The following is a 26,368-nucleotide window of genomic DNA, read 5'->3' on the forward strand; positions in this document are numbered from 1 at the left end:
ATGATCATCTGCACAGCAGGGCACGTCGATCACGGCAAAACCTCTCTTTTACAAGCCTTAACCGGCACAGATACAACCCATCTTCCCGAAGAACAAAAAAGGGGGCTGACCATTGATTTGGGTTATGCCTATTTGCCCGTTGAAAATGATATTTTAGGCTTTATTGATGTGCCGGGGCATCAGCGTTTTTTATCCAATATGTTGGCAGGTTTGGGCGGTATTAACCACGCATTATTGGTTATTTCTGCCGAAGAAGGCATTAAACCGCAAACGGAAGAGCATTTGGATATTTTACGTTTGTTGAATTTCCAACATATTATGGTCGTAATTACCAAAGCAGATCGGGTTCAGCCTGAGCAAATTTCAGCTCTTGTTGAGAAGATCAAAACGCAATATCCGTTTTTGGCGGAATCAAAAACGTTTATTACTTCAGCGAAAACCGCACAAGGTATTGATGAATTAAAAACGCATTTAATTCAGCTTAATCAGAAAAATCACCAAATAAATAAGCCGTTCCGTTATGCGATTGACCGTGTATTTAATGTGAAAGGAGCGGGCTTGGTGGTAACAGGTACAACGGTGGCAGGCAAAGTTAGCGTTGGCTCTGAGTTGTTTTTGTCGAACGGTAAAAAAGTGCGTGTGAAAGCCATTCACGCCCAAAATACACCTTCGGAAATGGGAGTAGCAGGACAACGCTTGGCGTTAAATATTGCAAACGTGGAAAAAGAAGAAATCAAGCGTGGCGATTGGATTACCGAGCTTGAGCCGAAATTTGCCACCGACCGTATTACGGTTTTACTTACGGCAAATCAAGCCTTAAAAGAGAATAGCATTGTTCATTTGTACCACTTCGCCTCGCACATTACAGGCAAACTCAATTTGCTTGAGGGCAAACAAGCGGTCAAAAATCAGCAATATTTTGCAGAAGTGATTTTAGACGAGCCATTGCATATTGCGGTAAATGATAAGTTGATTATCCGCAGTGGCGATGACAGCCAAACTTTAGCGGGGGCGGAAGTGTTGGAAATCCACTCGCCGAAACGTCATAAACGCACGGATGAGCGTTTAGCATTGGTAAAAAATTTAGCAAAAACGACCGCTTGTAATGATTTTTCGGCACGCATTGATCTTTATCTGCAAAACAGAGCAATGGATTTGCCGTTACTATTATGGGCGGAGCAATGTTTTGCTGAAGATATTGCAAAACTTGGCTTTGATGTTTCTTCAAAATGGTTATTCAATGCCGATTTTAAAGCCCAAGCTCAGCAACGAGTGTTGGAAAAAATGGCGGAATATCATCAGCAGCACCAAGATCAAATCGGTGTAACCAAAGCCCGTTTATATCGCATTGCGTTATTGGATTTGCCTGAACATTTGGCTAATCAATTTATTGATGATTTGGTGGAGCAAAAAGTCTTGGCAAATAGCCGAGGTTGGTTGCACTTGCCTGAACATCGCATTGAGTTTAATGCGAGCGAATTGCAAATTTGGCAACAAATTCGACCGCTTTTTGAAGCAACTAATCAAGCACTTTGGGTGCGAGATATTGCGAGCTCGCTCTCTATTGATGAAACCCAAATGCGTAATCTTCTGTATAAAGCAGGCAAGTTAGGTTATTTGATCCCGATTGTGAAAGACCGCTTCTTATTAAGTGAGCAAATTAGCGAATTTGCCGCATTGATTAAGAAATTTATAGCGGAAAATGGCTCGATTTCGGTGAATCAATTGCGTGATGAGTTAAGTTATGGGCGAAAATTAACAGTTCAGTTAATTGAATATTTCGACCGTTCCGGTTTTTTGAGACGCAAAGGTGATGTACATTTGTTACGAGATTGTGAAACTTTTGCATCAAATTAATTCAGAATAGAATTTTTTATTATTAAAAATAAATTTACTAATTTAAAAATCTATGTTAAAACTCAAAATCCAAGAGGCAAATGCAACTCAAAGAAGTTTCGTATCTCTTATGGTGTTTGGAGCGGTGGCTCAAAAACAAAAATTCTTATTTTCCCTCTTAATATTTAGGAGCTAAAAAATGAAAAAATTAGTCAAACTTTCTTTCCTTGCAAGCCTTGTGATGGGAACAGCTTCAGTTCAAGCTGCTGAAACATTTGTAACTATCGGTACAGGTGGTCAAACCGGGGTTTATTATGTTGTGGGTCAATCAATCTGCCAATTAGTAAACCGTGATTCAGCGAAAACAGGTTTAAAATGTAATGCACCTTCAACCGGAGCTTCGGTTGCAAACCTAAACTCAATTGCAGCGAAAGAAATGGATATGGGTATTGCACAATCAGATTGGCAATATCACGCATATAATGGCTCAAGCTCATTTGAAGGTAAGAAAAACGATAAGATCCGTGCTATTTTCTCACTTCACCCTGAACCATTCACCGTAATGGCTCGTACTGATGCGAATATCAAATCTTTCGATGATTTAAAAGCAAAACGTGTAAACGTGGGTGATCCTGGTTCCGGCACTCGTGCAACAATGAATGTTATCTTAGCTGCAAAAGGTTGGACGGATAAAGATTTCAAAGTGGCTTCTGAGTTAAAACCGGCTGAAATGGCATCGGTAATGTGTGATAACAACTTAGATGCAATCACTTATAACGTAGGTCATCCGAATGGTGCGTTAAAAGAAGCAGCAGCATCTTGTGATGCAAAATTAGTACCGGTAACTGGTCCTGAAATCGATAAATTAGTGGCAGATCACTCATACTATGCAAAAGCAACTATTCCGGGCGGTTTATATAAAGGTTCTGATGAGCCAACAGAAACCTTCGGTGTGTATGCAACCTTAGTAACTTCTGCCGATGTTGATGCAGATAAAGTGTATAACGTAACTAAAGCGGTATTTGATAACTTCGACCGTTTTAAACGTTTACACCCTGCGTTTGAAAATTTAAAACAAGAAGAAATGATTAAAAATGCACTTTCTGCTCCGTTACACGAAGGGGCTGTGCGTTACTACAAAGAGAAAGGTTGGATTAAATAGTCCACTTTTATCTTAGATTTATGCGTAATCAGCACGTTTTTTGGCGTGCTGGTTTTTTGCGTTTATAAGGCTGTTGATAATTTATCGATTTTTCCTTTTGATCTATAAGTTATCCATAGTATTTTGTTTAGCAAGCGGTGGTTTTTTCGAGAAAATTTGCAAATTTTTTATCAAATATGACCGCTTGTCTTTTTGAGGAATTATTATGTCGGTTGAATCTAAAGCTGATTATGATGACCTACAAGATATGGTCGCTTCAAACGATACAGGTGGTCGAACTCCGTCCGGTTTGGCGAAAAAAGCCATTGTGTATGTCGCTATTCTTTGGTCTATCTTCCAAATTTACTACGCTTCTCCATTGCCATTTGTTTTCCAAGAATGGCTTACTCAAGCAGGTATTAACTTGAATGTGGTGGTAGATGACACCAAAGCTCGTTCTATCCACTTAGCCTTTGCGATGTTCTTGGCTTTCCTGTCTTATCCTGCCTTTGCAACTTCGCCAAAACATCGTATTCCAAAGATTGATTGGGTGTTTGCGATAGTCGGAGCTTGCTTGGCGTTGTACTATATTTTCTTCTATGAAGGCTTGGTAAAACGCTTTGGTGCACCTAATACACAAGATATTATCGCAGGTTGCTTAGGGATTTTATTAGTGCTTGAAGCTACTCGTCGTAGCTTAGGCTTGCCGCTTGTTATTATTGCGATTGTGTTCCTGATTTATAACTTCTTCGGGCAATATTTTCCGGCTGATTGGATTGTAAGTCATCGTTCAGGTTCACTTTCCCAAATTATTAACCAACAATGGATTACCACCGAAGGGGTGTTTGGTGTTGCACTCGGTGTTTCAACGAAATATGTGTTCTTGTTTGTGTTGTTTGGTGCATTGTTAGACAAAGCCGGTGCAGGTAACTATTTCATTAAGACCGCTTTTGCTTATTTAGGGCATTTGCGTGGTGGTCCTGCAAAAGCAGCGGTGGTTTCTTCTGCATTAACAGGTTTAATTTCCGGTTCATCAATTGCGAATGTGGTAACTACAGGTACGTTCACTATTCCAATGATGAAACGTGTTGGTTTTACTAAAGAAAAAGCGGGTGCGGTGGAAGTGGCATCTTCCGTGAACGGACAGATTATGCCACCGGTAATGGGAGCGGCGGCATTTTTGATGATTGAATATGTGAATATGCCATATAGTCAATTAATTACGCACGCCTTCTTACCGGCATTGATTTCTTATATCGCATTGGTTTATATCGTGCATTTAGAAGCTTGTAAGATGAATTTACAAGGCTTACCAAGAGCGGAAGAACCAAGCCCGATTTTAGTTTTCTTGTTAAGAACTGTTGCTTCAATTTTAGTGATTGTTGGTCTGGCTATCGGGGTTTACTACGGTTTAGGTTGGATTCGTAATGTTGCTGAAGATTATGCCTTCATTATCGTTTGCGTCTTCTTAGGCTTGTGGTATTTACTGGCAATTCGCCGTGTAGCAAACTACCCTGATTTAGAAGCGGACGATCCAAATTCAGAGATTGTCTCTCTACCAAAAAGAAAACCAACCGTAAATGCAGGCTTACATTACCTCATTCCTGTTGTTGTGTTGCTTTGGTGCTTAATGGTGGAAATGCTTTCGCCAGGTTTATCTGCGTTCTGGGGAACAATTACCTTAATTTTCATTCAATTAACCCAACGCCCGTTACTCAATTTCTTCCGTAAGGAGACGGTAACGAAAGAGATTATCAAGCAAGGTATTCGAGATGTGGTAGATAGCCTTGAGGCTGGCGGTCGTAATATGACGGGTATTGCCCTTGCAACTGCAACCGCAGGTATTATTGTGGGGGTTGTTGCATTAACAGGTTTCGGTGTGCAGCTCTCAAGTGTGATTGAGTTACTATCAATGGGCAACATTGTACTAATGTTGATTTTAGTTGCCATCTTCAGCTTGATTTTAGGTATGGGCTTACCAACTACGGCAAACTACATTGTGGTGTCATCATTAATGGCAACAGTGATTGTGGAAGTTGGTCGCCAAAACGGTTTAATTGTGCCATTGATTGCTGTGCATTTATTTGTGTTCTATTTCGGGATTATGGCTGACGTTACCCCACCTGTTGGTTTAGCTTCTTTCGCAGCAGCGGCAATTTCAGGCGGTAGCCCGATTAATACAGGTATGGTTGCGTTTAAATATAGCTTAAGAACCGCAATTTTACCGTTCTTATTTATTTTTAATACCGACTTATTATTAATTGATCTGCGTTATCCGGGGCACGGCTGGGTAGTCTTTATTACTGCAACCGTTGGGGTTCTCGCCTTTACCTCTGCAACAATGCAATATATTGTTACCAAAAACAAATGGTGGGAAACCGTGTTGCTTGTGGTTGCGGCATTTGCCTTGTTCCGTCCGGGTTTCTTTATGGATAGAATTTATCCGTCAGAACGCCATATTGAGCCGGTGCAGTTTGCAGAGCAGTTACTTGAAAGTAAAGTTGGTCAAAACGTTACCTTAAAAGTGGAAGGTTTGAACCCTTATGGTAAAGAAATTGAGTTCTACGCTCAATTACCTGTACCGGAAGGTTCAACCGGCGAAGAACGTTTGAAAAACTTAGGTTTAACGCTTATTCAAACGGATGAGAAAATCGAAGTTGATGGAGTAGAAACACCAAAAGTGGTGATTGATATGGTTGAGATTGATTCCCCAGCGGCTAAAGCAGGCTTAAACTGGGATCAAACTATTCACTATGTTGCAGTTCCACAAGATGCACCAGCTAAAGATTGGATTTTCATTCCAGCCTTGTTAGTGGTGTTTGGCGTGGTGGCAAACCAACGTCGTCGTGTGAAAAAATCATAAGTAAATGGGAGGGCATTCCCTCCCTATAGGATTTATTATGTATAACAAAATACTGATAGCTATTGATTTAGCAGATCTTAAAAGTGCGAAATATGTGGTAGATACTGCGTTAAAAATGACTGCAAATAATCCAAATGCAGTTTATCGTGTGGCTTCTATTATTGAACCTGTGGATAACAGTCTCATTTCAGCGTTTTTACCAAAAAATTTTGATAAAGAAGTTGTAGCAGAAGCTAATCAAAAACTGCACGAATTCACTAAGGCACATTTTCCTGAAGGTTCAAAAGTGCAACACATTGTTGCGTATGGCACAATTTACGAAGAAATTTGCCGTATTGCTGATGAGAAAGCGGTTGATTTAATCCTAATGCTTGCAAGTAGTAAGCCGGAAGCAAAAGGATTAAGCTCTAATACGGTAAAAGTTGCTCGTAATACAAACAAGCCAATTTTAGTTTTAAGATAATCTCGCATTCAGTTACAATAGTGCCATTCTGTCGAATGGCATTTTTATTTATGAAAAAACAATCTACAAAAGCACTTTCTTCTCGAGCAGTAAGTGCAACTATTATTTTACAAGTTTTAGATCAAGGGAAATCGCTCTCAACCCTTATTCCTGAAGCTCAAAAACAGCTTGACCCAAAAGATTTACCTTTGGTACAAGAAATTACTTTTGGGGTGTGCAGAGTGTTGCCTCGCCTTGAATCGATCATCAAATTATTGGTAGAAAAACCCCTAAAAGGCAAAACCCGTTTAGTGCATTGCTTATTGCTGGTGGGTTTATATCAATTGCTTTATATGCGAGTACCTGCCCACGCAGCGGTTGATGAAGTAGTTAATGCAACCAAATCTCTAAAATTAGATAGTTTCCGAGCTTTAACCAATGGTGTACTTCGCCGTTTCTTGCGAGAGCAGGACGAAATGTTGGCAAAGGTAGATAAACATTGGCAAACGTTACACCCTGAATGGCTGGTGAACAAACTCAAAAAGGTCTATCCAAATTGGCGAGAAATTGTGGAGGCAAACAACCAACGTCCACCAATGTGGATTAGGGTCAATCAGCAACATATCAAAGCAAAAGACTATGCCGTATTACTTGGCGATGTAGTTGCAAAAAATTCAGCAAATCTGACCGCTTGCTCCCCTCATTGTGCCTTGCTATTAGATAAGCCGGTTAGCGTAAATCAACTACACAATTTCGAGCAAGGTTGGGCAACGGTGCAAGATGCTCACGCACAATGGTCGGCAGAATTGCTGGGAGCAGAAAATGGTGAAACTATTTTAGATGCCTGTGCTGCTCCGGGCGGAAAAACCACTCATATTTTAGAAAAAGCACCGAATGCAAAAGTTATCGCATTAGATATTGAAGAAAGCCGTTTAAACCGAGTGCGAGAAAATTTAGTCAGACTTCAGCAAAGTGCAACTGTGATTTGTGGTGATGCTTCAAAGCCTCAAGAATGGTTAGACGATGATGTAATGTTCGACCGTATTTTATTAGATGCCCCTTGCTCCGCAACAGGGGTTATTCGTCGCCACCCTGATATTAAATGGCTACGCCAAGAAAGCGACATTCCGGAGCTGGCACAATTACAAGGTAATATTTTAAGAGTATTATGGGATAGACTGAAACCCAACGGTATTTTGCTTTATGCAACTTGTTCGGTATTACCTGAAGAAAATAGCGAACAAATTCAACGATTTGTACAAGAAACGCCAAATGCAAAATTAGTGGAAATGGATTTTAACGGTGAAAAAGTATTGGAAAAGCAGTTTTTTCCACACCAAAATGGTGGCGATGGTTTCTTCTACGCAAAATTACAAAAAGTGGCAAATTAAATGAAAATTATCATTTTAGGTGCAGGACAAGCAGGCTCTACACTGGCAGAAAATTTAGTGAGTGAAGATAACGATATTGTTTTAATCGACAACGATCCTGCACGCTTAGACAAGTTAAAAGATAAGCACGATTTACAAGTTATTCGTGGTGAATTTGCTTCTCCTCGAACACTCCGAGATGCGGGAGCAAATGATGCAGATTTATTAGTTGCCGTTACCAGTAGCGATGAAGTAAATATGATTGCTTGCCAAATTGCCTATACGCTATTTAATGTTCCGACCAAAATTGCTCGTATTCGTAATGCCGATTATGTGAGAGAAAGAGAGCGACTATTTAATAATGATGTGTTGCCAATTGATCACATTATCGCTCCGGAAATTTTAGTAAAAGAAGATATTCTACGCCTTATTCACTATCCGGGAGCATTGCAAATTACCCAATTTGCCAATGAATTAGTGAGCATTGTAAACGTAAAAGCCTATTATGGCGGACCGCTAGTGGGCTACCCAATTTCCGCATTGCGAGATCACCTCCCACACATTGAAGCTCGTATTGTGGCGATTTTCCGACAAGATAAAGCAATTGTGCCACAAGGTTCAACTATTATTGAAGCAGGTGATGAAGTCTTTTTCATCTGTGCTACTCAACATATCCGAGCGGTAATGGGGGAACTACAACGCCTAGATAAGCCCCATAAACGTATTATGATTGTAGGTGGTGGGAGTATTGGTTCGTCTCTGGCACGAGATTTGGAAGATCAATATCGAGTTAAAATTATTGAACGCAATCCAAAACTAGCCGAAAAGTTAGCAGAGAAACTCTCCAACACACTTGTTTTAACAGGTGATGCTTCTGATGAAGAATTATTGTTTGAAGAGCATATCGAAAATATCGATTTATTCCTTGCAGTAACGAGCGATGACGAAGCCAATATTATGTCCGCACTACTGGCAAAACGGCTAGGTGCAAAAAAAGTGATTATTTTGGTGCAGCGTTCGGCTTATCTACACCTTATTCAAGGTGGTACTATTGATATTGCAATCTCTCCACAGCAAGCTACGATTTCAGCTCTTGCGAGCTATGTGAGAAAAGGCGATATTTTGCAAGTTTCCTCCCTCAAGCTCGGCGTTGCAGGAGCGGTAGAAATTATTGCTCACGGCGATGAAAGCTCTTCAAAAGTGGTAGGCAGACAAATCCGAGAAATAAAACTGCCACAAGGTGCAATTGTAGGTGCGGTAGTGCGAGGCGAAGAAGTTATTATTGCCCACAAATCTACCGTCATTCAAGAAAACGACCGAGTTATTATTTTTGTAAACGATAAGAAACAAATAGACGAAATTGAAAAACTGTTCCAACTTGGGGTGTTTTTCTTATAAAGGAAAAGAGCATTGTGTTAGTACAATGCTCTTTTTCGTTTGCAAATTTTTAAGCAAATATTACCGCTTGTAGTTGATTAACGGAAAGGTTGATCTAACGGCACTTCTGCATCAGGTTCACGTGTAATGCGGTTACGCAAATCACGGCGGATAACCTCAATAGTCCAGAACCAGAAAATATGACCTACTAATTCTGAAATGTGTTCGTATAAAGGCCATTCAGCAACAGGTGGTGTTAATCCTAAAGCAGGGAATGTGATGTAGTGAACACAGATGTTTGCAATAATACCCGCACCAATACCTTGCCAGAATTTAATTTTTGGGAAAATTTCCGCAACGATACAGTAACCAATCGCAAATACTAAAGAGAAGATCATATGGGTTACACCGATTGAGTTGAATGGGTGATCTGCAAAGGTAAAGGCAACGGTGTTGTAAGGGTCGATGCCGATATAATCACGCAAGAACACCGCCGGTGGGTTTAAAAACGCACGTGAACACTCTTGTAATGCAATTGTTTTGGCGGCAACTTGATCTGCTGCGGCATTCATTGCATCTAAAACAGGCTGTGGACAAGCTGCGGTGAATAAATCAATCGGGCTACGTGGTGGGAATGGATGCTCTGCTCCCCATTTTACAAATGCTGAGATAATACCTGCAATAATACCGATAAATACAGCTAAACCATAACGGCGACGGTTTGGGTTTGTTTGTTGGAAAATACTCATAATGAAATCCTAATTTGAAAGAATTATTGTGTTACTCCATTTTATGAAACGTTATTTCACAATGGCAAGAGCATTTTGCACCTAATTAATTCAAATAGCAAATTAAATAATCAAGATGAGGTAATCATAAATAATTATTTAACTATTGAATAACATTTCATTCTTATTGTTTTCAATTTGGATACAAAATTGATTAAAAATAACCCCGCTCAAAAATGAGTGGGGTTTTGAATTTTTATCTTAAAAAATTAGACTTTATCATCAAACTGTAAGTAAACGACTTGGGTTTGCAGGTATTCTTCCAAACCGTGTTTACCATCTGCACCGCCAATGCCCGATTTACGCCAGCCTGCGTGGTAGCCTTGCATTGCTTCAAAGTTTTCACGGTTTACATAGGTTTCACCGAATTTCAGGCGAGAGATCACTTTCATCGCTTTATTGATATTTTGCGTATAAACCGAAGAGGTTAAGCCGTATTCACAGTCGTTGGCGAGTTTGATTGCCTCATCAATGGTTTCAAAAGTGGCAACAGGAATGACCGGTCCGAAGATTTCGTGCCTCATAATATCCATCGTGTTGTCCACATTATCGATGATAGTCGGTTCAAAATAGTAACCAGTACCTTCCACCGCTTTACCACCCAGCACTAAGTTACCACCTTGATGGATGGCGTGGCTCACCATTTCTTGTACTTTGTGCAAGCCTTTTTCATTCACCATCGGTCCCATATCAATATCATCACGTTCTAATGGGTTGCCATATTTGACCGCTTGCATTTTCTCCACTAATTTTTGGATGAATTGCTCTTTGATGGATTTGTGAACATAAATACGTTCTGCACAGTTACACACCTGCCCTGAGTTGATCACACGAGAGTTTACTACTGCCGTTGCTGCGAGTTCTAAATCAGCATCATCTAATACAATCGCAGGGGCTTTACCACCTAATTCTAAATTCACTTTGATGATATTTTTGCTTGCGGCTTCCATCACTTTTTGTCCTGCGAATTGGCTACCGGTAAACGACACCATTCCCACTTTTTCATTGCCGGAAAGTTCCGGACCGACTTCGTTGCCATAACCGGTTACTACGTTGAATACACCTTTTGGTAAACCGATTTGATGGACAATTTCTGAGAATAAAATCGCATTGTTTGGGGCATCTTCACTCGGTTTGATTACAATGGTGTTACCTGTTACTAAAGCCGGAGCCGCTTTACGAGCGATTAAGAAGAACGGGAAGTTCCACGGCAGAATACCGGTGGTTACGCCAATCGCTTTTTTGTAGAGGAAAATATGCTCGTTTGGGCGGTCGCTTTGGATAATCTCGCCTTCATAACGGCGAGCCCATTCCGCCATATAGTCTAAATAGTCCGCAGTGAAGTGCACTTCAATGGTGGCGAGAGAAAGAGTTTTCCCCATTTCTTCGGAAATCGTACGGGCAATTTCATCGGCACGTTCACGAATGCCTACCGCGATTTTACGCAGATATTGCCCACGTTGTACCGCAGGTAAACGTTCCCACGCTTCTTGTGCTGCCTCCGCAGCATCAATTGCAACTCTTGCATCGTTTTCCGAGCCTCGAGGTACTTCGGAAATTGCTTGTTCTGTTGCCGGGTTATAAACCGCTAAGGTACGACCATCTAAAGCCGGTACGAATTCACCGTTAATGTACATTTGATAAGATTTAAACATTATTTGCTCCTTTTATATCCGCTGTGGAAAAGTCATATTTATCATTGGCTAAGCGGCTCAAGTTTGCAAATGAATTGTTATTTTATTGTTAATATTGATGCATAAATGTGAATAAGATCACATTTATTTCGTATTCATAGCTGATTTATCACCAATAAAAATGCCCGATTTTTCACATTTGTGGAAAAATCGGGCGTTATATGAATGATATTTCGCCTTTGCTCAGAATAATACAAGCGGGTTATTTTGAGCAAAAATTTGCAACACACTGAAATTAGAAGGCAATTTTATACACTTCTAACAATTCTTCAGGTGTGCAATCACGAGGGTTACCGCCAGTGCAAACATCATTGAAAGCATCGACTGATAATGCCGGCAAGTCTTCTTCTTTCACGCCGATTTGGTGAAGTTTTGGTGGAATACCTACATCTTGTGATAGTTGTTGTACAGCTTGAATGGCGGCATTGCGGTATTCTTCTTGGGTCATTTCATCCACACCTTTAACACCCATCGCACGGGCAATTTCACGGTATTTTTCGCCGGTGTAGTTTTTGTTAAATTCCATTACATACGGAAGAAGAACCGCATTCGCAATACCGTGTGGGGTGTCGTAGTAAGCTGAAAGTGGGTGAGCCATACTATGCACTACGCCTAAGCCCACATTTGAGAAGCCCATACCTGCTACGTATTGACCGAGAGCCATTCCTTCAATATCTTTTGGATTTTTCTCGACCGCACCGCGTAGTGAACGGCTGATAAGTTCAATCGCTTTTAAGTGTAGTGCATCAGTTAATTCCCAAGCGGCTTTGGTAATGTAGCCTTCGATTGCGTGGGTAAGTGCATCCATACCGGTTGCGGCAGCAAGGCTTTTCGGCATAGATTCCATCATATCCGGATCGACTAATGCGACTGCTGGCACATCGTGAACGTCCACACACACGAATTTACGTTTTTTCTCTTCGTCAGTGATAACGTAGTTAATCGTAACTTCTGCAGCTGTACCTGCGGTGGTTGGCACGGCAATAATTGGTACACATTTTTTGTGGGTTGGGGCAACGCCTTCGAGTGAAAGCACATCGCTAAATTCAGGGTTATTGATGATGATACCAATCGCCTTCGCACTATCAATTGGTGAGCCACCACCGATAGCGATCAGGTAATCCGCACCTGAGGCTTTAAATTTTTCTACGCCGGCTTTGATCACATCAACTGCCGGGTTGGCTTTCACTTCATCAAAAATTTCATAAGGTAGATTTTCTGCATCAAGTAAGTCAGTTACTTTTTGTGCAACATTAAACTTGATAAGATCTTTGTCTGTAACGACAAGAGCTTTATTGAAACTGCGACTTTTCACTTCGTGAACAATGTGTTGAATTGCTCCTTTACCGTGATAGCTGGTTTCGTTAAGGATCAGACGATTTGACATAATATTTTCCTCTTAATTTAAAAAATAAATTTGGTTCTATCAACCTTGCAAGCGGTCATTTTTCACTATTTTTTTGCAAAAAAGCGGGCTTTTTGCCCGCTTGTATATAGATTATTTTAATAACACTTTCCAGCAACGATAGCCGTAGATTGCTATGGCTACAAAACAGATAAGCGGAAGAATGAATGAGAAATTAACTGCTGGCATACCAGCCACTGAACCTTGGTCGATAATCCAGCCTTGTAGAGGTGGCATTAATGCACCACCTACAATCGCCATTACTAAACCAGCTGCACCTAATGTAGACTCTTCGCCTTGACCATCTAATGCGATGCCGTAAATGGTTGGGAACATCAGAGACATAAAGCCAGAGGTTAAGACTAAGCAGTATAGTCCACCTATTCCGTCAATAAAGATTACACCGAGAATACTGAAGAAACCACCTACTGCGAAGAGAAACAACATTAATTCAGCTTTTAAATATTTCATTAATGCGGTGCTGATAAAACGGCTGGTGATAAATAATGCCATTGCCACAATATTCCAGTTTTGTGCTTCAGCTTTAGTTAAACCGATGCGTTCTGCATATTGAATAATAAATGTCCAGCACATAATTTGTACGCCCACGTAGAATACTTGAGCAATCACTCCTTCACGGTAGCGAGCATTAGCAATTAAGCGATTGAATGACTCTTTTACCGAAATACGGGCTGCTGATTCCACTTTCGTTGCAGGCATTTTGTATAACGCAATGATGATAAATACCGCAACAACCACTAAACCGATCACAACGTATGGGTTACGAATCATCGCTAAATCGTGTGTTTTAACCACTGCTTTTTCTGCTGCGGATAGGCTATTGAATAATAAGTTACCTGCTGCATCGCGTTTTTCAGATTCCAGATTGGTTAATACGATTTGTGAAGCAACAAACATACCTGTAATCGAACCTAGTGGATTGAATGATTGAGCAAGGTTTAAACGGCGTGTTGCAGTTGCTGGATCACCCATTGAAAGAATGTATGGGTTTGCTGTCGTTTCTAAGAATGCTAAACCAAAAGTTAAAATGTAAAGCGACCAAAGAAAGAACGAGAACTGCTCATACATTGCGGCAGGAATAAATAAGAATGCCCCGATAGCATAAAGTGCTAAACCTAATAGCACTCCTGCTTTATAGCTGTAACGGCTGGCAAAAAGTGCGGCTGGAATTGCCATTGTACCGTAACCTCCATAGAAAGCGAACTGAACGAGAGCTGCCTCAGAGGCGGGAATTTCCATCACAGTTTGGAACACCGCTACCATAGGGTTGGTAATATCATTTGCAAAACCCCAAAGAGCAAATAATGTGGTAATTAAAATAAATGGCACTACAAATTTTTTCTCAAGAACTTTAGCTGTCATAGGACATTCCTTCTGTTTGCATTATTGGTTTATTATTTTTCTTCAACCCAAGAGCCGTAGGATTTAAATTTTTCTAATACGATATCCATCTGTGCTTTATTTAAGGTTGGAATTGGCTTGCCGGTAGCAAGAAGTTTTAAATACCATTCGGCGATCACTTCCACTTCATGTGCCACACCTAAGGCTTTATCAAGGGTTTTGTCTGCAGTAATTAAACCGTGGTGAGCAAGCAAAATCGCTTTGCTGCCTTTGATGCCTTCACGTACATAACCTGCTAATTCGTTTGTACCGAAAGGGGCATAAGGCACGCAAGGAATATGGTCTGTACCGGTGCAAGCGATCATATAGTGGATTGCCGGAATCGGTTCACCGAAAATAGACACTGCCGCACAGTTTTTCGCGTGGTTGTGAACCACCGCATTTAATTCAGGGCGAGCTTCATACACCGCCAAGTGGAATTGCCATTCGCTTGAAGGGAGTTTTCCCTCTTCGTGTTTGCCGTTGGCATCAACGAACACAATAGACTCTTCGGTCATTTCTTCATAAGGGGTGCCGGTTGGGGTAATCAACATACCGTTTTGGTAGCGGACACTCACATTACCTGCGGTACCTTGGTTTAACCCTAGTTTCGTCATTTCAAGACAAGTATCTATGATTTGTCTTGAGAGCTGCTGTCTGTTCATAATAAACTCCTTTTAATTTGTAAAAAATTTGATGTTTTTAACCGCTTGTAATCGGCGATTAAGGCACAGGCGTTACGCCTTTTTTAATAATAATGTTGCCGTATTTCGCCAATTCGCCTGTGATCACCACAGCGTAAGCGGTTTTAGCTCGGTCGTAGAAGGCAAAGCGTTCCACTCGTTCGACTTTCGGTGCTACACCATTTACTTTTTTAATCGCAGCGAGATAACGCTCTTCCACGCTTGGGTCGAGAGAATCGCCCGGCACGGCTTGCATCATCGCAAGTGGGGCTTCTACATATTGGTCAAATTCAAACAAAGCAGAAATGCCTTCTAATAAAGTTGCAACACTTAAACCGTCTGCACGAATCACTTTTTGATGAATGGAATGTGCCGGGAAGTGAGCATCTGAAAGAACCAATTCATCACCGTGCCCCATTTCCGCTAATACTTTTAATAATTCCGGAGAAATTGCCGGGTGGATACCTTTTAACATTTCAAACTCCTATTTATAAAAATCGCTGTTGGCTGACGGCTCAACTCGTTTTACATTTGGTTTCATTGCTTGTTGTGCGGCATTTGGATTTTCAAACACTCCCGCACCGGCAAAGGTAAACATTGCTGCACCCAACACGGTACTTTCAGGGAAATCCACCACATCAATCGGGCGATTTAACACATCAGCACGGATTTGGTTCCATAACGCATTTTTGGAGCCTCCACCTACGCAAATTAGGCTTTCAGCATTAAAATTGCTGATTTCTTGTAGTAAATCTAAGCCTTCTTTTAAGCGATACGCCATATATTCCAAGCCTGCACGGTAAATTTCACCACGAGGGGTGTGCATTGATAAACCGATAATCGAGCCTGTGTGGCCGGTTGTACCGTCAAAGTTACCCACTAATTTCACACCGTTGGAGCCGGCAGGCACTTCGCTGGCTTCATTAATCATAGTGGTGTAGTAGTTTGGTGTACCCGCTACATCAGAGAAGAAACGTTTACCAAACCACTCCATCACACCAGAGGCAACCCATTGCACGCCCGGGTTGAAGTAGCCAGCTTGGCTGTCAAATTCAATGGTTAAACCGTTTTGAACGAATTGCCATTCCGGTTTCGCTTGTGGGGTGCGAACCATTAAAATTTCCCAAGTACCGGAGCTTAAAACCGGTTGGTTGTAACCAGCACCTGAACCAAAAATGGCGAATTGGGTGTCGTGTCCGCAAGAAATTACAGGAATTTGACCGCTTAAACCGAGCTCAATGGAAATGTCTCCTTTTAATGTTCCCACAACCTCTCCCGCACTTTTCATCGGTGGGAATTGGTTTTCGTTTAAGCCAAGTAAATCCAAGACTTCTTTATCCCAATGGTCGCTTTCAATGTTGGTTATCATTGAGGTGCCAGCCATTGTGCGGTCTGTGCTTTTTATACCTGTTAAGCGGTAGGTTAAAATTGAGGAAATAAATAAGAAACTGTCCGCTTGAGCATAAATTTCAGGTTTGTTGCGTTTAAGCCATAAGAGCTTAAATAACGTATTGAAACTGTAATGACCGACCCCGTTACGTCGATATAGTGCCTCCACATCAATATCGTTAGCGATATTTTCCATAATCGGTAAGGTTCTCGGGCATTTCCAAGAAATAATCGGATAAAGTTGATTGCCGGCTTTATCGAAAAGTGTACCGTCCACGCCAAAAGTGGTAACTGAAATCCCAACAATCTCTTTTCGTTGTTGTTCTGAAAGTTGAGAGAGCGTTTGTTTGGCACAGGTCATCAGTTTTGACCAGATTTCTTCAATATCCCAAATATGGAATTCAGGATTTTCTGCACCCGGTTGTGTATTATTCGGTAAGTGATGTGCCGCCACAATTTGACCGGTTTGGTCGATTGCAATAGTGCGAAGGTTTGTAGCACCACAGTCAAAAATAAGGGCAATAGACATAGGTTTTCCCCTTGTTATTTCCTTGTAGGGACGCACTATGGCGTCCGTATCGTTTTAGGTTTGATCAAGCGGTCTTATTTGCAAATTTTTTTACAAATTTAACCGCTTGTAAGTGCTTATTTATAAAGCGGTCCAAAGTTTGCACACGCACGGTAGTCTTGACCTTCTTTGTCTTGACCGAAACCGTTCCACGCACTTGGACGGAATACATCTTTATCTTCCACGTTATGCATACAAACCGGAATGCGTAACATTGATGCAAGGGTGATTAAATCTGCCCCCACGTGTCCGTAAGTGGCTACACAGTGGTTTGCACCCCAGTTCGCCATCACGCTATACACGTCTGCGAATGCACCTTTACCCGTTAAGCGAGGCACGAACCAAGTGGTTGGCCAAGTTTCATTGGTACGTTTGTTTAAGGTGTCGTGAACGTGTTCCGGTAAGTCGATTGACCAACCTTCCGCAATTTGTAATACAGGACCAATGCCTTTGATGAGGTTGATGCGGTGCATCGTAAACGGCATACCGCCTTTGGTTAAGAATTGAGAAGATAAACCACCGCCACGGAAATATTCGTGCACTGCCGGACACCAACGGGTATTTTCTAAACAGCGTTTGCCGTCTTCTTCTGTTACTTCCCAAACCGGTTTGATAACAGGTTTGCCGTCTTTGTCGGTATGCTGACCCGTGCCGTCTAATGCTGCTGAACCTGAGTTGATTAAGTGGATAAAGCCACTTTCCGGACGCCAGCCGGTAACACGTTCAACAGAATCTTCGCTCCAGTAAGTACGCACATCCGCAAACACTTGAGCTTGACCGGTTAATAAGTTACCGAACAACATATTCACGCCGTTTAAGCTGTCGTTTTCTGTTGCCATAATGTATGGTGCTCGCACACCGTTCCAGTCATAGGTTGAGTTGAGCGTTGCCTCTAAGAAATCGCCGTTTGGTAAATGGTCTGTCCATTGGCGTTGTCCTTGGAAACCGGCTGCAATCGCATTATGACCTAATGCCTCTTCGCCATAACCTAATTCTGCTAAACGTGGGTTGCCGACCATTAAATCACGGGCGATGATGGTCATTTTCACTACATCTTCCCAAAGTTTGGCACGCTCTTCTGGGCTACGTTGGTTTTCCGGTGCATTCACATCAACACCTTCTTTGCAATAGGTTTTTACCCATTCCATCGCTAATTTAAATTCTGCCTCATCGTAGATGTTGCGATCTAAACGGCGTTTAATTTCCGTCATATCCACGTATTCATTACGCATACCTAAATATTCTTGGAAGAATTGTTGGTTTACGATAGAACCGGCGATACCCATTGAAACTGAACCGATAGATAAGTAAGATTTGCCACGAAGGGTTGCCACCGCTAAGCCTGCACGAGCAAAACGCAATAATTTTTCACGAACATCAGCCGGAATGGATTGATCGCCCGCTTCTTGTACTTCTGTGCCATAAATGGAGAATGCCGGTAAACCTAATTGGCTATGACCTGCTAAGGCTGCAGCTAAATACACCGCACCCGGGCGTTCCGTTCCGTTAAAGCCCCAAATCGCTTTCGGCATATGTGGGTCCATATCAATGGTTTCAGAACCGTAGCACCAGCAAGGGGTTACGGTAATCACCGCTCCGACATTTTCACGTTTGAATTTTTCGGCACAAGCCGCAGCTTCGGCAACGCCACCGATGGTGGAATCAGCAATCACACATTCAACGAAATCACCATTTGGGTGGCGGACTTCAGATTGAATTAATTGTGCAACGGCTTTTGCCATATTCATTGTTTGATCTTCAAGTGATTCACGCACTCCTAAACGGCGACCGTCAATGGTTGGGCGGATACCAATTTTTACAGGGGTAGATTTCAACGTTGTCATAAATAGTTCTCCCGATTGGTTAAAAAAATTTGTGATTGAATTTATTATGCATACGCAATATGAGTTATGAAGAAAAATGCGAATTTAGTTTAAATTTTGTGAGTGCGATCACAAAAAATGGGGGATTTTGGTAAAAATGAGTGAAAAAAGAATGCCCGATTTTGTTTTATTTCTGAAAAAATCGGGCAAATTCGGGCAAAAATCACTAAATAATGATTTCAATTTGATGTGCTAAGCAATAATTTTTGAGAAAGTCCGGTGGGGGTTGGTTGATAAATAATTTATCAATGCAAGATAAATCTTCGATACGAAACAAGTCTTTACGCTCAAATTTACTGTGGTCGGCTAATAAAAAAACCTGTTTACTGTTCGCAATTAATTTACGTTTAAGGGAAATATTAATTTCATTTGATTCCCAAATCGCACCGTCTGCAATGCCTGTACAAGAAAGAATGGCAAGATCAATTTTTAAACGGGTCAGTAACTGCTCGGATAATGGACCATAGAAGGCATCGTATTTTTCGGAATAAATACCACCGGTGGCAATCGTTTTAATATGCGGTTTGTGTGAGAGGCTGTAGATAATCCGCATTGAACTGCTGACAACGGTGCAAGGAATATTTGGAATACGCTGTGCCACATTCCAAGAGGTTGAGCTGGCATCTAAAGCAATTACCGATTCAGGTTGTAAATATTCCAACACATTTTCTGCGATACTGCGTTTCGCCTCACTGTTCAGCCGTTGTCGGGTGGTAAATGAGCGACCAATATCTCGCTTTTTGTGGCTTACCGCTCCGCCGTGAGTGCGATGTAATAATCCATCTTTATCTAGCTTATTTAAATCTCGGCGGATAGTTTCAATAGAAACCCCACAATGTTCCGCCAATTCTTGAACGTTAGCTTCATCAAACTGTTCTATATATTCCATTATCTGTTTGTGTCGCAGCTGCATAATCTATCCTTTTTGTAAATTTTTCTCCAAATTTAACCGCTTGTAGCGTTACTGTCGAGCAAGCAAATTTGATTTTTAGAAGGCGATCACATTTTGTGTTGCAAGCGGTTAAATTTAGGGAACTTTTTGTAAAATTTGTAATATATTTTGTGAAATTTCATTTCAGACTAATTGACAACCATTTTTATCTCTGTAAAATTCGCTTTGTTTGATGTTGAGAATTGTTTTTAATATCAAAATTTGGTAATCCTCTTAAATAACTTACCTAAGGAAATGTTTCGAATGAAAAAATTTAAATTACTTCCTGTTTCAGCTGCAGTATTGAGCGTACTTGCTGCAAATGCAATGGCTCAAACTGCTTCAACAGATACAGTCGCATTAGATACTGTTACTGTAACCGACAATCAAGGCTTAAAAGTGCAAAGCAATGTGGTAACAACACAGAAAAAAGATGAGAGCACACAAACAGACTTACGTGGTTTATTAAAAGATGAGCCGGCAATTAGCTTAGGTGGTGGTAACGGTACATCACAATATCTCTATATTCGTGGTATGGGTCAAAACTCAATTGATGTAAAAGTAGATAACACTTACTCAGATAGCCAAATTTTGTATCATCAAGGTCGTCATATGTTAGATCCGGCATTGGTGAAAATTGTTTCTGTACAAAAAGGTGCAGGCAGTGCTTCAGCCGGTATTGGTCAAACTAATGGTGCAGTAATTGCTAAAACCGTTGATGCATTAGATTTATTAAAAAACAGCGATAAAAACTTCGGTGCAAAATTAGGTACAGGTATCAGCACTAACCACGCACATAATTTCAATGCAACCTTATATGGTAAAGGTGAAATCTTTGATGCTTTAGTTTCAGGTAATCTTGTGAGAGATCGCGACTATAAAGGCGGTAAAGATTACGTAAACCAATTCGGCACAAACCGTGTTCCGTATAGTGCATTGGATAAAACCAGCTTCTTAGCTAAATTAGGTGCAACATTGGGAGATCACCGTTTTGTATTAAGCCATTCAAGTGAGCGAAATGAAGGTCAGCGTTTAGTGCGTGAAGAATTTGATGTAGCACCTAACGGCACAAAGGTTTCTCCGTACAACCGCTTAACTGTAGAACGCCAAGCTCCAGCTAACCGTAGAATTACGGTTCAAAGAACTAACTTAGAATGGACTGGCAAAAACTTAGGCTTTGCTCAAGAAGCGACAGCTAACGTTTATCAATTAGTGCAAGGTCGTTGGTCTGAACACGAAAAAGGTAACGGCTACGCAGGTAATGTAGATTATGCAACGAAAACTAAAGTTGTTACTCACGGTGCGAATGTAAACTTTGATTCTGCCGTTCACGAAAATGTATTATTAAAATACGGTGTGAACTATCGCCACCAAGAAGCTAAACCACACACTAAATTTAACCCTCTTGTGAAAAACCAAGAGAAAACCGATACCGGCGTGTATGTTGAAGCAATTACTGCTCCAGTAGATAAAGTAACTTTAACTACCGGTGTACGTTACGACCACTTCAAATTCAAAGCAATGGATGGTAAAGAGCGTAGTAATGGTGCATTCAGCCCAAGCGTTGGTCTTATCTATGAGCCAATTGAACACTTAAGCTTAAGTGCAAGCCACAACTATGCAACTCGTAGCCCTCGTCTGCACGATGCGTTAATGGCACACGGTAAGCGAGGTATGGTAACAATTGGTGATAACACCAAAGCAGAAAAAGCTCGCAATACTGAAATCGGCTTCAACTATAATGACGGCACATTCAGCTTTGACGGTAGCTACTTCTGGCAACATATCAAAGATGCTTTAGGTACAACAAATGGTCGTGATAACCACGGTAATGCAGCACAAGCGATTGTGAATGGCGGTAAAATTAAAAATCGTGGTTATGAGTTAAATGCAGGCTACCACAATAACGGCTTTACGGCTCGTGTTGGTGTTGCTCATAGCAAACCTCGTTTCTACACACAAACCGTGATGCAACGTAATAATCAAGGTCAGTTAGCTGAAACTGCATTGTTAAGCAGTAACCCGGAATACGCATCAGCTATCGGTCGTACTTGGACAGCTTCTTTAAGCTATCGCTTTGAACAACCAAATTTAGAAGTTGGCGTACACCACCGTATTGTTGAGAAAGTGAAACCTGAAGATAATTTCTTCGTTACAGGCGGAGCATTACAAACAAATACAGGCACGGGTAAAGACAGCTACAATGTAACTGATATCACCTTAAACTGGAAACCACTTAAAGATGATAGCGTGAATGTAAACTTTGCAGTGGATAACGTGGCGAATAAAAAATACAACGCACACGGTCAGCGTGGTCAATTATCAGCTCGTGGACGTGAATTCCGTGCAGGTGTGAACTACACGTTCTAATTCTTAAATCAGACTAAAATGCCCGATTGAACTAACATTCTCAATCGGGCATTTTTTATGTTACAAGTGGTCAAATTTTCCAGTTTTTTGCAAATTCACAGCTATTGATAACTTATCTGTATTAAACAGATTTGTTTGATACTAACGAACAAATTTATTCAGTACTAATGAATAAATTTATTCAATCCTATCGAATATTTTCCATTAAAGATTGCTTCCCCTTATTTTTCAATGCTAGCAACCGTTTGCGTAATGAATTATAATCAGCACAAATTTTCATTTTAGATAGGAAAATCTCACCAATGACTATGCAAATCTTTCGTGGCTCGCCTGCCCTTTCAGAATTTCGTTTAAATCAACTTCAACAAAAATTTGTCGCCGCCAATCTGCCGGTGAAATCGATTTACGCAGAATATCTGCATTTTGCAGATTTAACCGCACCACTCTCGGCAGAGCAAGAAGATAAATTAGTTCAATTATTACATTACGGTCCAACCCTTGCCGAACACGAACCTATTGGTGAAACCTTTATCGTGATTCCTCGTTTAGGCACGATTTCTTCGTGGTCATCAAAAGCAACCGACATCGCCCATAACTGTGGCTTAGAAAATATTGCCCGTGTTGAGCGTGGTTTAGCCTACTATTTTGAATTTGAACGCGGCTTAACCTCTGAAGAAGAAAGCAAACTTGCTTCATTGTTACACGATCGAATGATGGAAACTGTGATTCGCAATGCAGACGATGCAGTGGAATTATTCAAACAACAAGAGCCAAAACCTTTCACCAGCGTGGATATTTTAGGCGGTGGTCGCAAGGCTCTCGAAGAGGCGAACGTGAATTTAGGCTTGGCGTTGGCGGAAGATGAAATTGATTATTTGGTGGAAAATTTCACCGCACTTGGGCGTAACCCGAACGATATTGAGCTGTATATGTTTGCTCAGGCGAACTCGGAACACTGCCGCCACAAAATTTTCAACGCCGATTGGACAATTGACGGCGTGAAGCAGGAAAAATCCCTGTTCAAAATGATTAAAAACACCTTCGAGAAAACCCCTGACTATGTGCTTTCTGCCTATAAAGATAATGCAGCGGTAATGGAAGGCTCAAAAGTGGGGCGTTGGTTCCCGGATCAAGATGGTCAATATCGAGCTCACGAGGAAGAGGCTCACATTTTAATGAAAGTGGAAACCCACAACCACCCGACTGCGATTTCGCCATTCCCGGGAGCGGCGACCGGTTCGGGCGGGGAAATCCGTGATGAAGGGGCGACTGGTCGTGGTGCGAAGCCGAAAGCAGGTTTAACGGGTTTCTCTGTATCTAACTTAGTCATTCCAAACTTTGAACAGCCTTGGGAAAATCCACTGTCTAAACCGAGCCGTATTGCGTCAGCACTCGATATTATGATCGAAGGTCCACTTGGTGGTGCTGCGTTTAACAATGAATTTGGACGCCCTGCGTTGCTTGGTTATTTCCGTACTTATGAAGAAAAAGTAAACAGCTTTGCAGGCGAAGAAGTGCGTGGCTACCACAAGCCGATTATGCTTGCAGGCGGTATCGGTAATATTCGTGCCGAACACGTTCAGAAAGGCGAAATCCCTGTCGGGGCGAAGTTGATCGTACTTGGCGGTCCGGCGATGAATATCGGCTTGGGAGGCGGTGCGGCATCGTCAATGGCATCAGGTAAATCCAAAGAGGATTTAGACTTCGCCTCTGTTCAACGTGAAAACCCGGAAATGGAACGCCGTTGCCAAGAAGTGATCGACCGCTGTTGGCAAATGGGCGATGAGAACCCGATTTTATTTATTCACGATGTGGGTGCAGGCGGTTTATCTAACGCAATGCCTGAGTTAGTCCACGACGGCGAGCGTGGCGGTAAGTTCGACTTACGTAAAATCCTGTGCGATGAAAAAGGGATGTCGCCACTCGAAATTTGGTGTAACGAATCGCAAGAGCGTTATGTGTTAGCGGTTGCCCCTGAAAAACTCGAACTTTTCACCGCACTTTGTGAGCGTGAGCGTGCCCCGTTTGCGGTGATTGGTGAGGCGACCGAAGAGAAACATTTAACCCTACACGATGAGCATTTTGGCAATGATCCGATTGATTTACCGATGAACGTGTTACTCGGCAAAACCCCGAAAATGCACCGTGAGGTTTCGCAAAAAACCGTTGAAAATGCACCGCTTGCAATGGACGGTATCGACCTGAAAGAAGCATTACACCGTGTATTACGTTTGCCAGTGGTTGCAGAAAAAACCTTCTTAATTACGATTGGCGACCGCTCGGTAACGGGTATGGTAGCACGTGATCAGATGGTCGGTCCGTGGCAAATCCCCGTAGCGGACTGTGCAGTAACCACTGCAAGCCTTGATAGCTATCACGGCGAAGCGATGTCAATGGGCGAACGTGCGCCAGTTGCACTATTAGACTTCGGGGCATCGGCTCGCTTGGCTGTTGCGGAAAGCATTACCAACATTGCGGCAACCAACATCGGCGACATTAAACGCATTAAACTCTCTGCGAACTGGATGTCGGCAGCCGGCCACGAAGGTGAAGACGCAGGCTTATACGAAGCAGTAAAAGCCGTGGGCGAAGAGCTTTGCCCGGCACTCGGCATTACTATCCCTGTGGGTAAAGACTCAATGTCGATGAAAACGACTTGGGAAGAAAATGGTGAGAAGAAAACCGTGACTGCTCCGCTTTCCCTTGTGATTTCTGCATTCGCCCGTGTGGAAGATGTGCGTAAAACGGTTACCCCACAACTTCGCACCGATAAAGGCGCAAGCCGCTTATTGTTAATTGATTTAGGCGAAGGCAACAACCGCTTAGGGGCAACGGCATTAGCACAGGTTTATAAACAACTGGGCGATACACCGGCGGATGTGGTGAATGTTCAAACCTTAAAAGATTTCTTCAACGCAATGCAAGCCTTAGTGGCAGAAGATAAATTATTAGCCTACCACGACCGTTCAGACGGTGGTTTAATCACCACCCTTGCGGAAATGGCATTTGCCGGTAACTGCGGTGTAGATGTAGATATTTCAGCCCTTGGCGACAACGATTTAGCGGTGCTATTCAATGAAGAATTGGGTGCGGTAATCCAAGTAGCAGATAGCGAACTCAATGCGGTACGTGAGGTGTTAAAAGCTCATAACTTGATTCACGTAACCAAAGAATTAGGTGCGGTGAATGCCGACAACCGCTTTGAAATCAGCCGTGGTTCTCGCAAATTGTTAAGCGAAAAACGTTCTGAATTACGTGGTATCTGGGCGGAATTAACCCACCAAATGCAACGTTTGCGTGACAACCCAGAGTGTGCAGACCAAGAGTTCGCAGCAAAAAAAGATGAGAATAACAAAGGCTTATCTGCTTTCTTAAGCTACGATGTGAACGAAGACATCGCAGCACCGTTTATCAACAAAGGGGCAAAACCAAGTATCGCAATCTTGCGTGAGCAAGGCGTAAACAGCCACTACGAAATGGCAGCAGCCTTCGACCGTGCCGGCTTTAAAGCGATTGACGTGCATATGTCCGACTTGATCTCCGGCAGACGTAACTTAAACGACTTCAACGCAATGGTGGCGTGCGGCGGCTTCTCCTACGGCGACGTACTCGGTGCAGGCGGCGGCTGGGCGAAATCGATCCTATTCAACCCAATGTTGCGTGATCAATTCAGCAAATTCTTCGCCAACCCGAACACGCTTGCCTTAGGTGTGTGTAACGGTTGCCAAATGGTATCGAACCTGGCGGAAATCATTCCGGGTACAGAAAACTGGCCACGTTTCGTTCGCAACAAATCCGAACGCTTTGAAGCCCGTGCTGCAATGGTGAAAATCAATGACACCAACTCACTTTGGTTTAATGGAATGGCAGGCAGCCATATGCCGATTGCGGTTTCACACGGCGAAGGACAAGTTGAGTTCAAAAGTCCACAGCAATTAGCGAACTTGCAACAGCAAAATCTCGTGATTGCACAATATGTGGATAGCCATCTCAACCCAACCGAACAATACCCAGCCAACCCGAACGGCTCTGTATTTGGTATCACCGCCATCGGCAACACAGACGGCAGAGTGGCCATTATGATGCCACACCCTGAGCGTGTGTTCCGTGCGGTCAGCAACTCTTGGGCTCCGGAAGATTGGACGGAAGACGGGGCGTGGATGAGATTGTTCCGTAGTGCACGTGTTGCGTTGAAATAATGAATGGGAGCACCCGCCTTTGGCGGGT

Annotated in this window: 17 protein-coding genes; 8 read left to right on the forward strand and 9 right to left on the reverse strand. The window is 42.2% G+C overall.

The features are described 5' to 3' along the window. From selB to trkA, 6 genes are all read left to right on the forward strand, one after another. Positions 1-1,857 carry a selenocysteine-specific translation elongation factor gene (selB, locus tag V6W77_RS08435; RefSeq protein ID WP_334254382.1) on the forward strand — a complete coding sequence of 619 codons (1,857 nt, stop codon included), beginning with the start codon at positions 1-3 and terminating at the stop codon, positions 1,855-1,857. A gap of 178 nt (positions 1,858-2,035) precedes the next feature. Then, on the forward strand, positions 2,036-2,998 hold the full coding sequence (locus V6W77_RS08440) for a TAXI family TRAP transporter solute-binding subunit (RefSeq protein ID WP_025342030.1): 963 nt from the start codon (positions 2,036-2,038) through the stop codon (positions 2,996-2,998). Between the two features lie 205 nt (positions 2,999-3,203). Further along, positions 3,204-5,840 carry a TRAP transporter permease gene (locus tag V6W77_RS08445; RefSeq protein ID WP_334235414.1) on the forward strand — a complete coding sequence of 879 codons (2,637 nt, stop codon included), beginning with the start codon at positions 3,204-3,206 and terminating at the stop codon, positions 5,838-5,840. Between the two features lie 37 nt (positions 5,841-5,877). After that, complete coding sequence (locus tag V6W77_RS08450; RefSeq protein ID WP_334232458.1) at positions 5,878-6,303, forward strand: universal stress protein; 426 nt, start codon at positions 5,878-5,880, stop codon at positions 6,301-6,303. A gap of 35 nt (positions 6,304-6,338) precedes the next feature. After that, entirely contained in the window at positions 6,339-7,673 is a 1,335-nt protein-coding gene (gene rsmB, locus V6W77_RS08455; protein ID WP_428981783.1) for a 16S rRNA (cytosine(967)-C(5))-methyltransferase RsmB, read from the forward strand. Further along, positions 7,674-9,050 carry a Trk system potassium transporter TrkA gene (gene trkA, locus V6W77_RS08460; RefSeq protein WP_334254384.1) on the forward strand — a complete coding sequence of 459 codons (1,377 nt, stop codon included), beginning with the start codon at positions 7,674-7,676 and terminating at the stop codon, positions 9,048-9,050. 77 nt (positions 9,051-9,127) lie between these two features. Here the strand turns inward: trkA and V6W77_RS08465 are convergent, their stop codons facing one another. The 9 genes from V6W77_RS08465 to V6W77_RS08505 form a co-directional block, all read right to left on the reverse strand. Next, positions 9,128-9,778 carry a YagU family protein gene (locus V6W77_RS08465; RefSeq protein WP_025234978.1) on the reverse strand — a complete coding sequence of 217 codons (651 nt, stop codon included), beginning with the start codon at positions 9,776-9,778 and terminating at the stop codon, positions 9,128-9,130. A gap of 248 nt (positions 9,779-10,026) precedes the next feature. Further along, on the reverse strand, positions 10,027-11,472 hold the full coding sequence (aldA, locus tag V6W77_RS08470) for an aldehyde dehydrogenase (protein WP_334254385.1): 1,446 nt from the start codon (positions 11,470-11,472) through the stop codon (positions 10,027-10,029). 274 nt (positions 11,473-11,746) lie between these two features. Then, positions 11,747-12,898: a lactaldehyde reductase gene (gene fucO, locus V6W77_RS08475; protein WP_334254386.1), complete on the reverse strand. Its 1,152-nt coding sequence runs from the start codon at positions 12,896-12,898 to the stop codon at positions 11,747-11,749. A 111-nt stretch (positions 12,899-13,009) separates the two neighbouring features. Next, the gene (gene fucP / locus V6W77_RS08480; protein ID WP_334254387.1) at positions 13,010-14,299 is read right to left on the reverse strand and encodes an L-fucose:H+ symporter permease; all 1,290 of its coding nucleotides are present in this window, start codon (positions 14,297-14,299) and stop codon (positions 13,010-13,012) included. A gap of 32 nt (positions 14,300-14,331) precedes the next feature. After that, on the reverse strand, positions 14,332-14,982 hold the full coding sequence (locus V6W77_RS08485; RefSeq protein WP_334254388.1) for an L-fuculose-phosphate aldolase: 651 nt from the start codon (positions 14,980-14,982) through the stop codon (positions 14,332-14,334). Positions 14,983-15,040: 58 nt separating this feature from the next. Continuing rightward, complete coding sequence (fucU, locus tag V6W77_RS08490; RefSeq protein WP_334235421.1) at positions 15,041-15,475, reverse strand: L-fucose mutarotase; 435 nt, start codon at positions 15,473-15,475, stop codon at positions 15,041-15,043. A gap of 9 nt (positions 15,476-15,484) precedes the next feature. After that, positions 15,485-16,918, reverse strand: a complete 1,434-nt coding sequence (gene fucK / locus V6W77_RS08495; protein WP_334254389.1) for an L-fuculokinase — start codon at positions 16,916-16,918, stop codon at positions 15,485-15,487. A gap of 116 nt (positions 16,919-17,034) precedes the next feature. Then, complete coding sequence (gene fucI / locus V6W77_RS08500; protein ID WP_334232438.1) at positions 17,035-18,801, reverse strand: L-fucose isomerase; 1,767 nt, start codon at positions 18,799-18,801, stop codon at positions 17,035-17,037. Positions 18,802-19,006: 205 nt separating this feature from the next. Continuing rightward, entirely contained in the window at positions 19,007-19,753 is a 747-nt protein-coding gene (locus V6W77_RS08505; RefSeq protein WP_025234989.1) for a DeoR/GlpR family DNA-binding transcription regulator, read from the reverse strand. Positions 19,754-20,035: 282 nt separating this feature from the next. Between V6W77_RS08505 and V6W77_RS08510 the strand changes: the two genes are divergently transcribed. Continuing rightward, positions 20,036-22,141, forward strand: coding sequence for a TonB-dependent siderophore receptor (locus V6W77_RS08510; RefSeq protein ID WP_334254390.1), 2,106 nt, complete (start codon positions 20,036-20,038; stop codon positions 22,139-22,141). Positions 22,142-22,443: 302 nt separating this feature from the next. Beyond that, on the forward strand, positions 22,444-26,340 hold the full coding sequence (purL, locus tag V6W77_RS08515) for a phosphoribosylformylglycinamidine synthase (RefSeq protein ID WP_334254391.1): 3,897 nt from the start codon (positions 22,444-22,446) through the stop codon (positions 26,338-26,340). Positions 26,341-26,368: the final 28 nt, after the last annotated feature.

Origin of the sequence: Mannheimia indoligenes, from assembly GCF_036880405.1 — a bacterium.
In the GTDB taxonomy this organism is placed as follows: domain Bacteria; phylum Pseudomonadota; class Gammaproteobacteria; order Enterobacterales; family Pasteurellaceae; genus Mannheimia; species Mannheimia indoligenes.

Coding starts and splice junctions, on each gene's coding strand:
- selB (WP_334254382.1), top strand. CDS start 1: ATGATCATCTGCACAGCAGGGCACGTCGATCACGGCAAAACCTCTCTT.
- V6W77_RS08440 (WP_025342030.1), top strand. CDS start 2,036: ATGAAAAAATTAGTCAAACTTTCTTTCCTTGCAAGCCTTGTGATGGGA.
- V6W77_RS08445 (WP_334235414.1), top strand. CDS start 3,204: ATGTCGGTTGAATCTAAAGCTGATTATGATGACCTACAAGATATGGTC.
- V6W77_RS08450 (WP_334232458.1), top strand. CDS start 5,878: ATGTATAACAAAATACTGATAGCTATTGATTTAGCAGATCTTAAAAGT.
- rsmB (WP_428981783.1), top strand. CDS start 6,339: ATGGCATTTTTATTTATGAAAAAACAATCTACAAAAGCACTTTCTTCT.
- trkA (WP_334254384.1), top strand. CDS start 7,674: ATGAAAATTATCATTTTAGGTGCAGGACAAGCAGGCTCTACACTGGCA.
- V6W77_RS08465 (WP_025234978.1), bottom strand. CDS start 9,778: ATGAGTATTTTCCAACAAACAAACCCAAACCGTCGCCGTTATGGTTTA.
- aldA (WP_334254385.1), bottom strand. CDS start 11,472: ATGTTTAAATCTTATCAAATGTACATTAACGGTGAATTCGTACCGGCT.
- fucO (WP_334254386.1), bottom strand. CDS start 12,898: ATGTCAAATCGTCTGATCCTTAACGAAACCAGCTATCACGGTAAAGGA.
- fucP (WP_334254387.1), bottom strand. CDS start 14,299: ATGACAGCTAAAGTTCTTGAGAAAAAATTTGTAGTGCCATTTATTTTA.
- V6W77_RS08485 (WP_334254388.1), bottom strand. CDS start 14,982: ATGAACAGACAGCAGCTCTCAAGACAAATCATAGATACTTGTCTTGAA.
- fucU (WP_334235421.1), bottom strand. CDS start 15,475: ATGTTAAAAGGTATCCACCCGGCAATTTCTCCGGAATTATTAAAAGTA.
- fucK (WP_334254389.1), bottom strand. CDS start 16,918: ATGTCTATTGCCCTTATTTTTGACTGTGGTGCTACAAACCTTCGCACT.
- fucI (WP_334232438.1), bottom strand. CDS start 18,801: ATGACAACGTTGAAATCTACCCCTGTAAAAATTGGTATCCGCCCAACC.
- V6W77_RS08505 (WP_025234989.1), bottom strand. CDS start 19,753: ATGCAGCTGCGACACAAACAGATAATGGAATATATAGAACAGTTTGAT.
- V6W77_RS08510 (WP_334254390.1), top strand. CDS start 20,036: ATGAAAAAATTTAAATTACTTCCTGTTTCAGCTGCAGTATTGAGCGTA.
- purL (WP_334254391.1), top strand. CDS start 22,444: ATGACTATGCAAATCTTTCGTGGCTCGCCTGCCCTTTCAGAATTTCGT.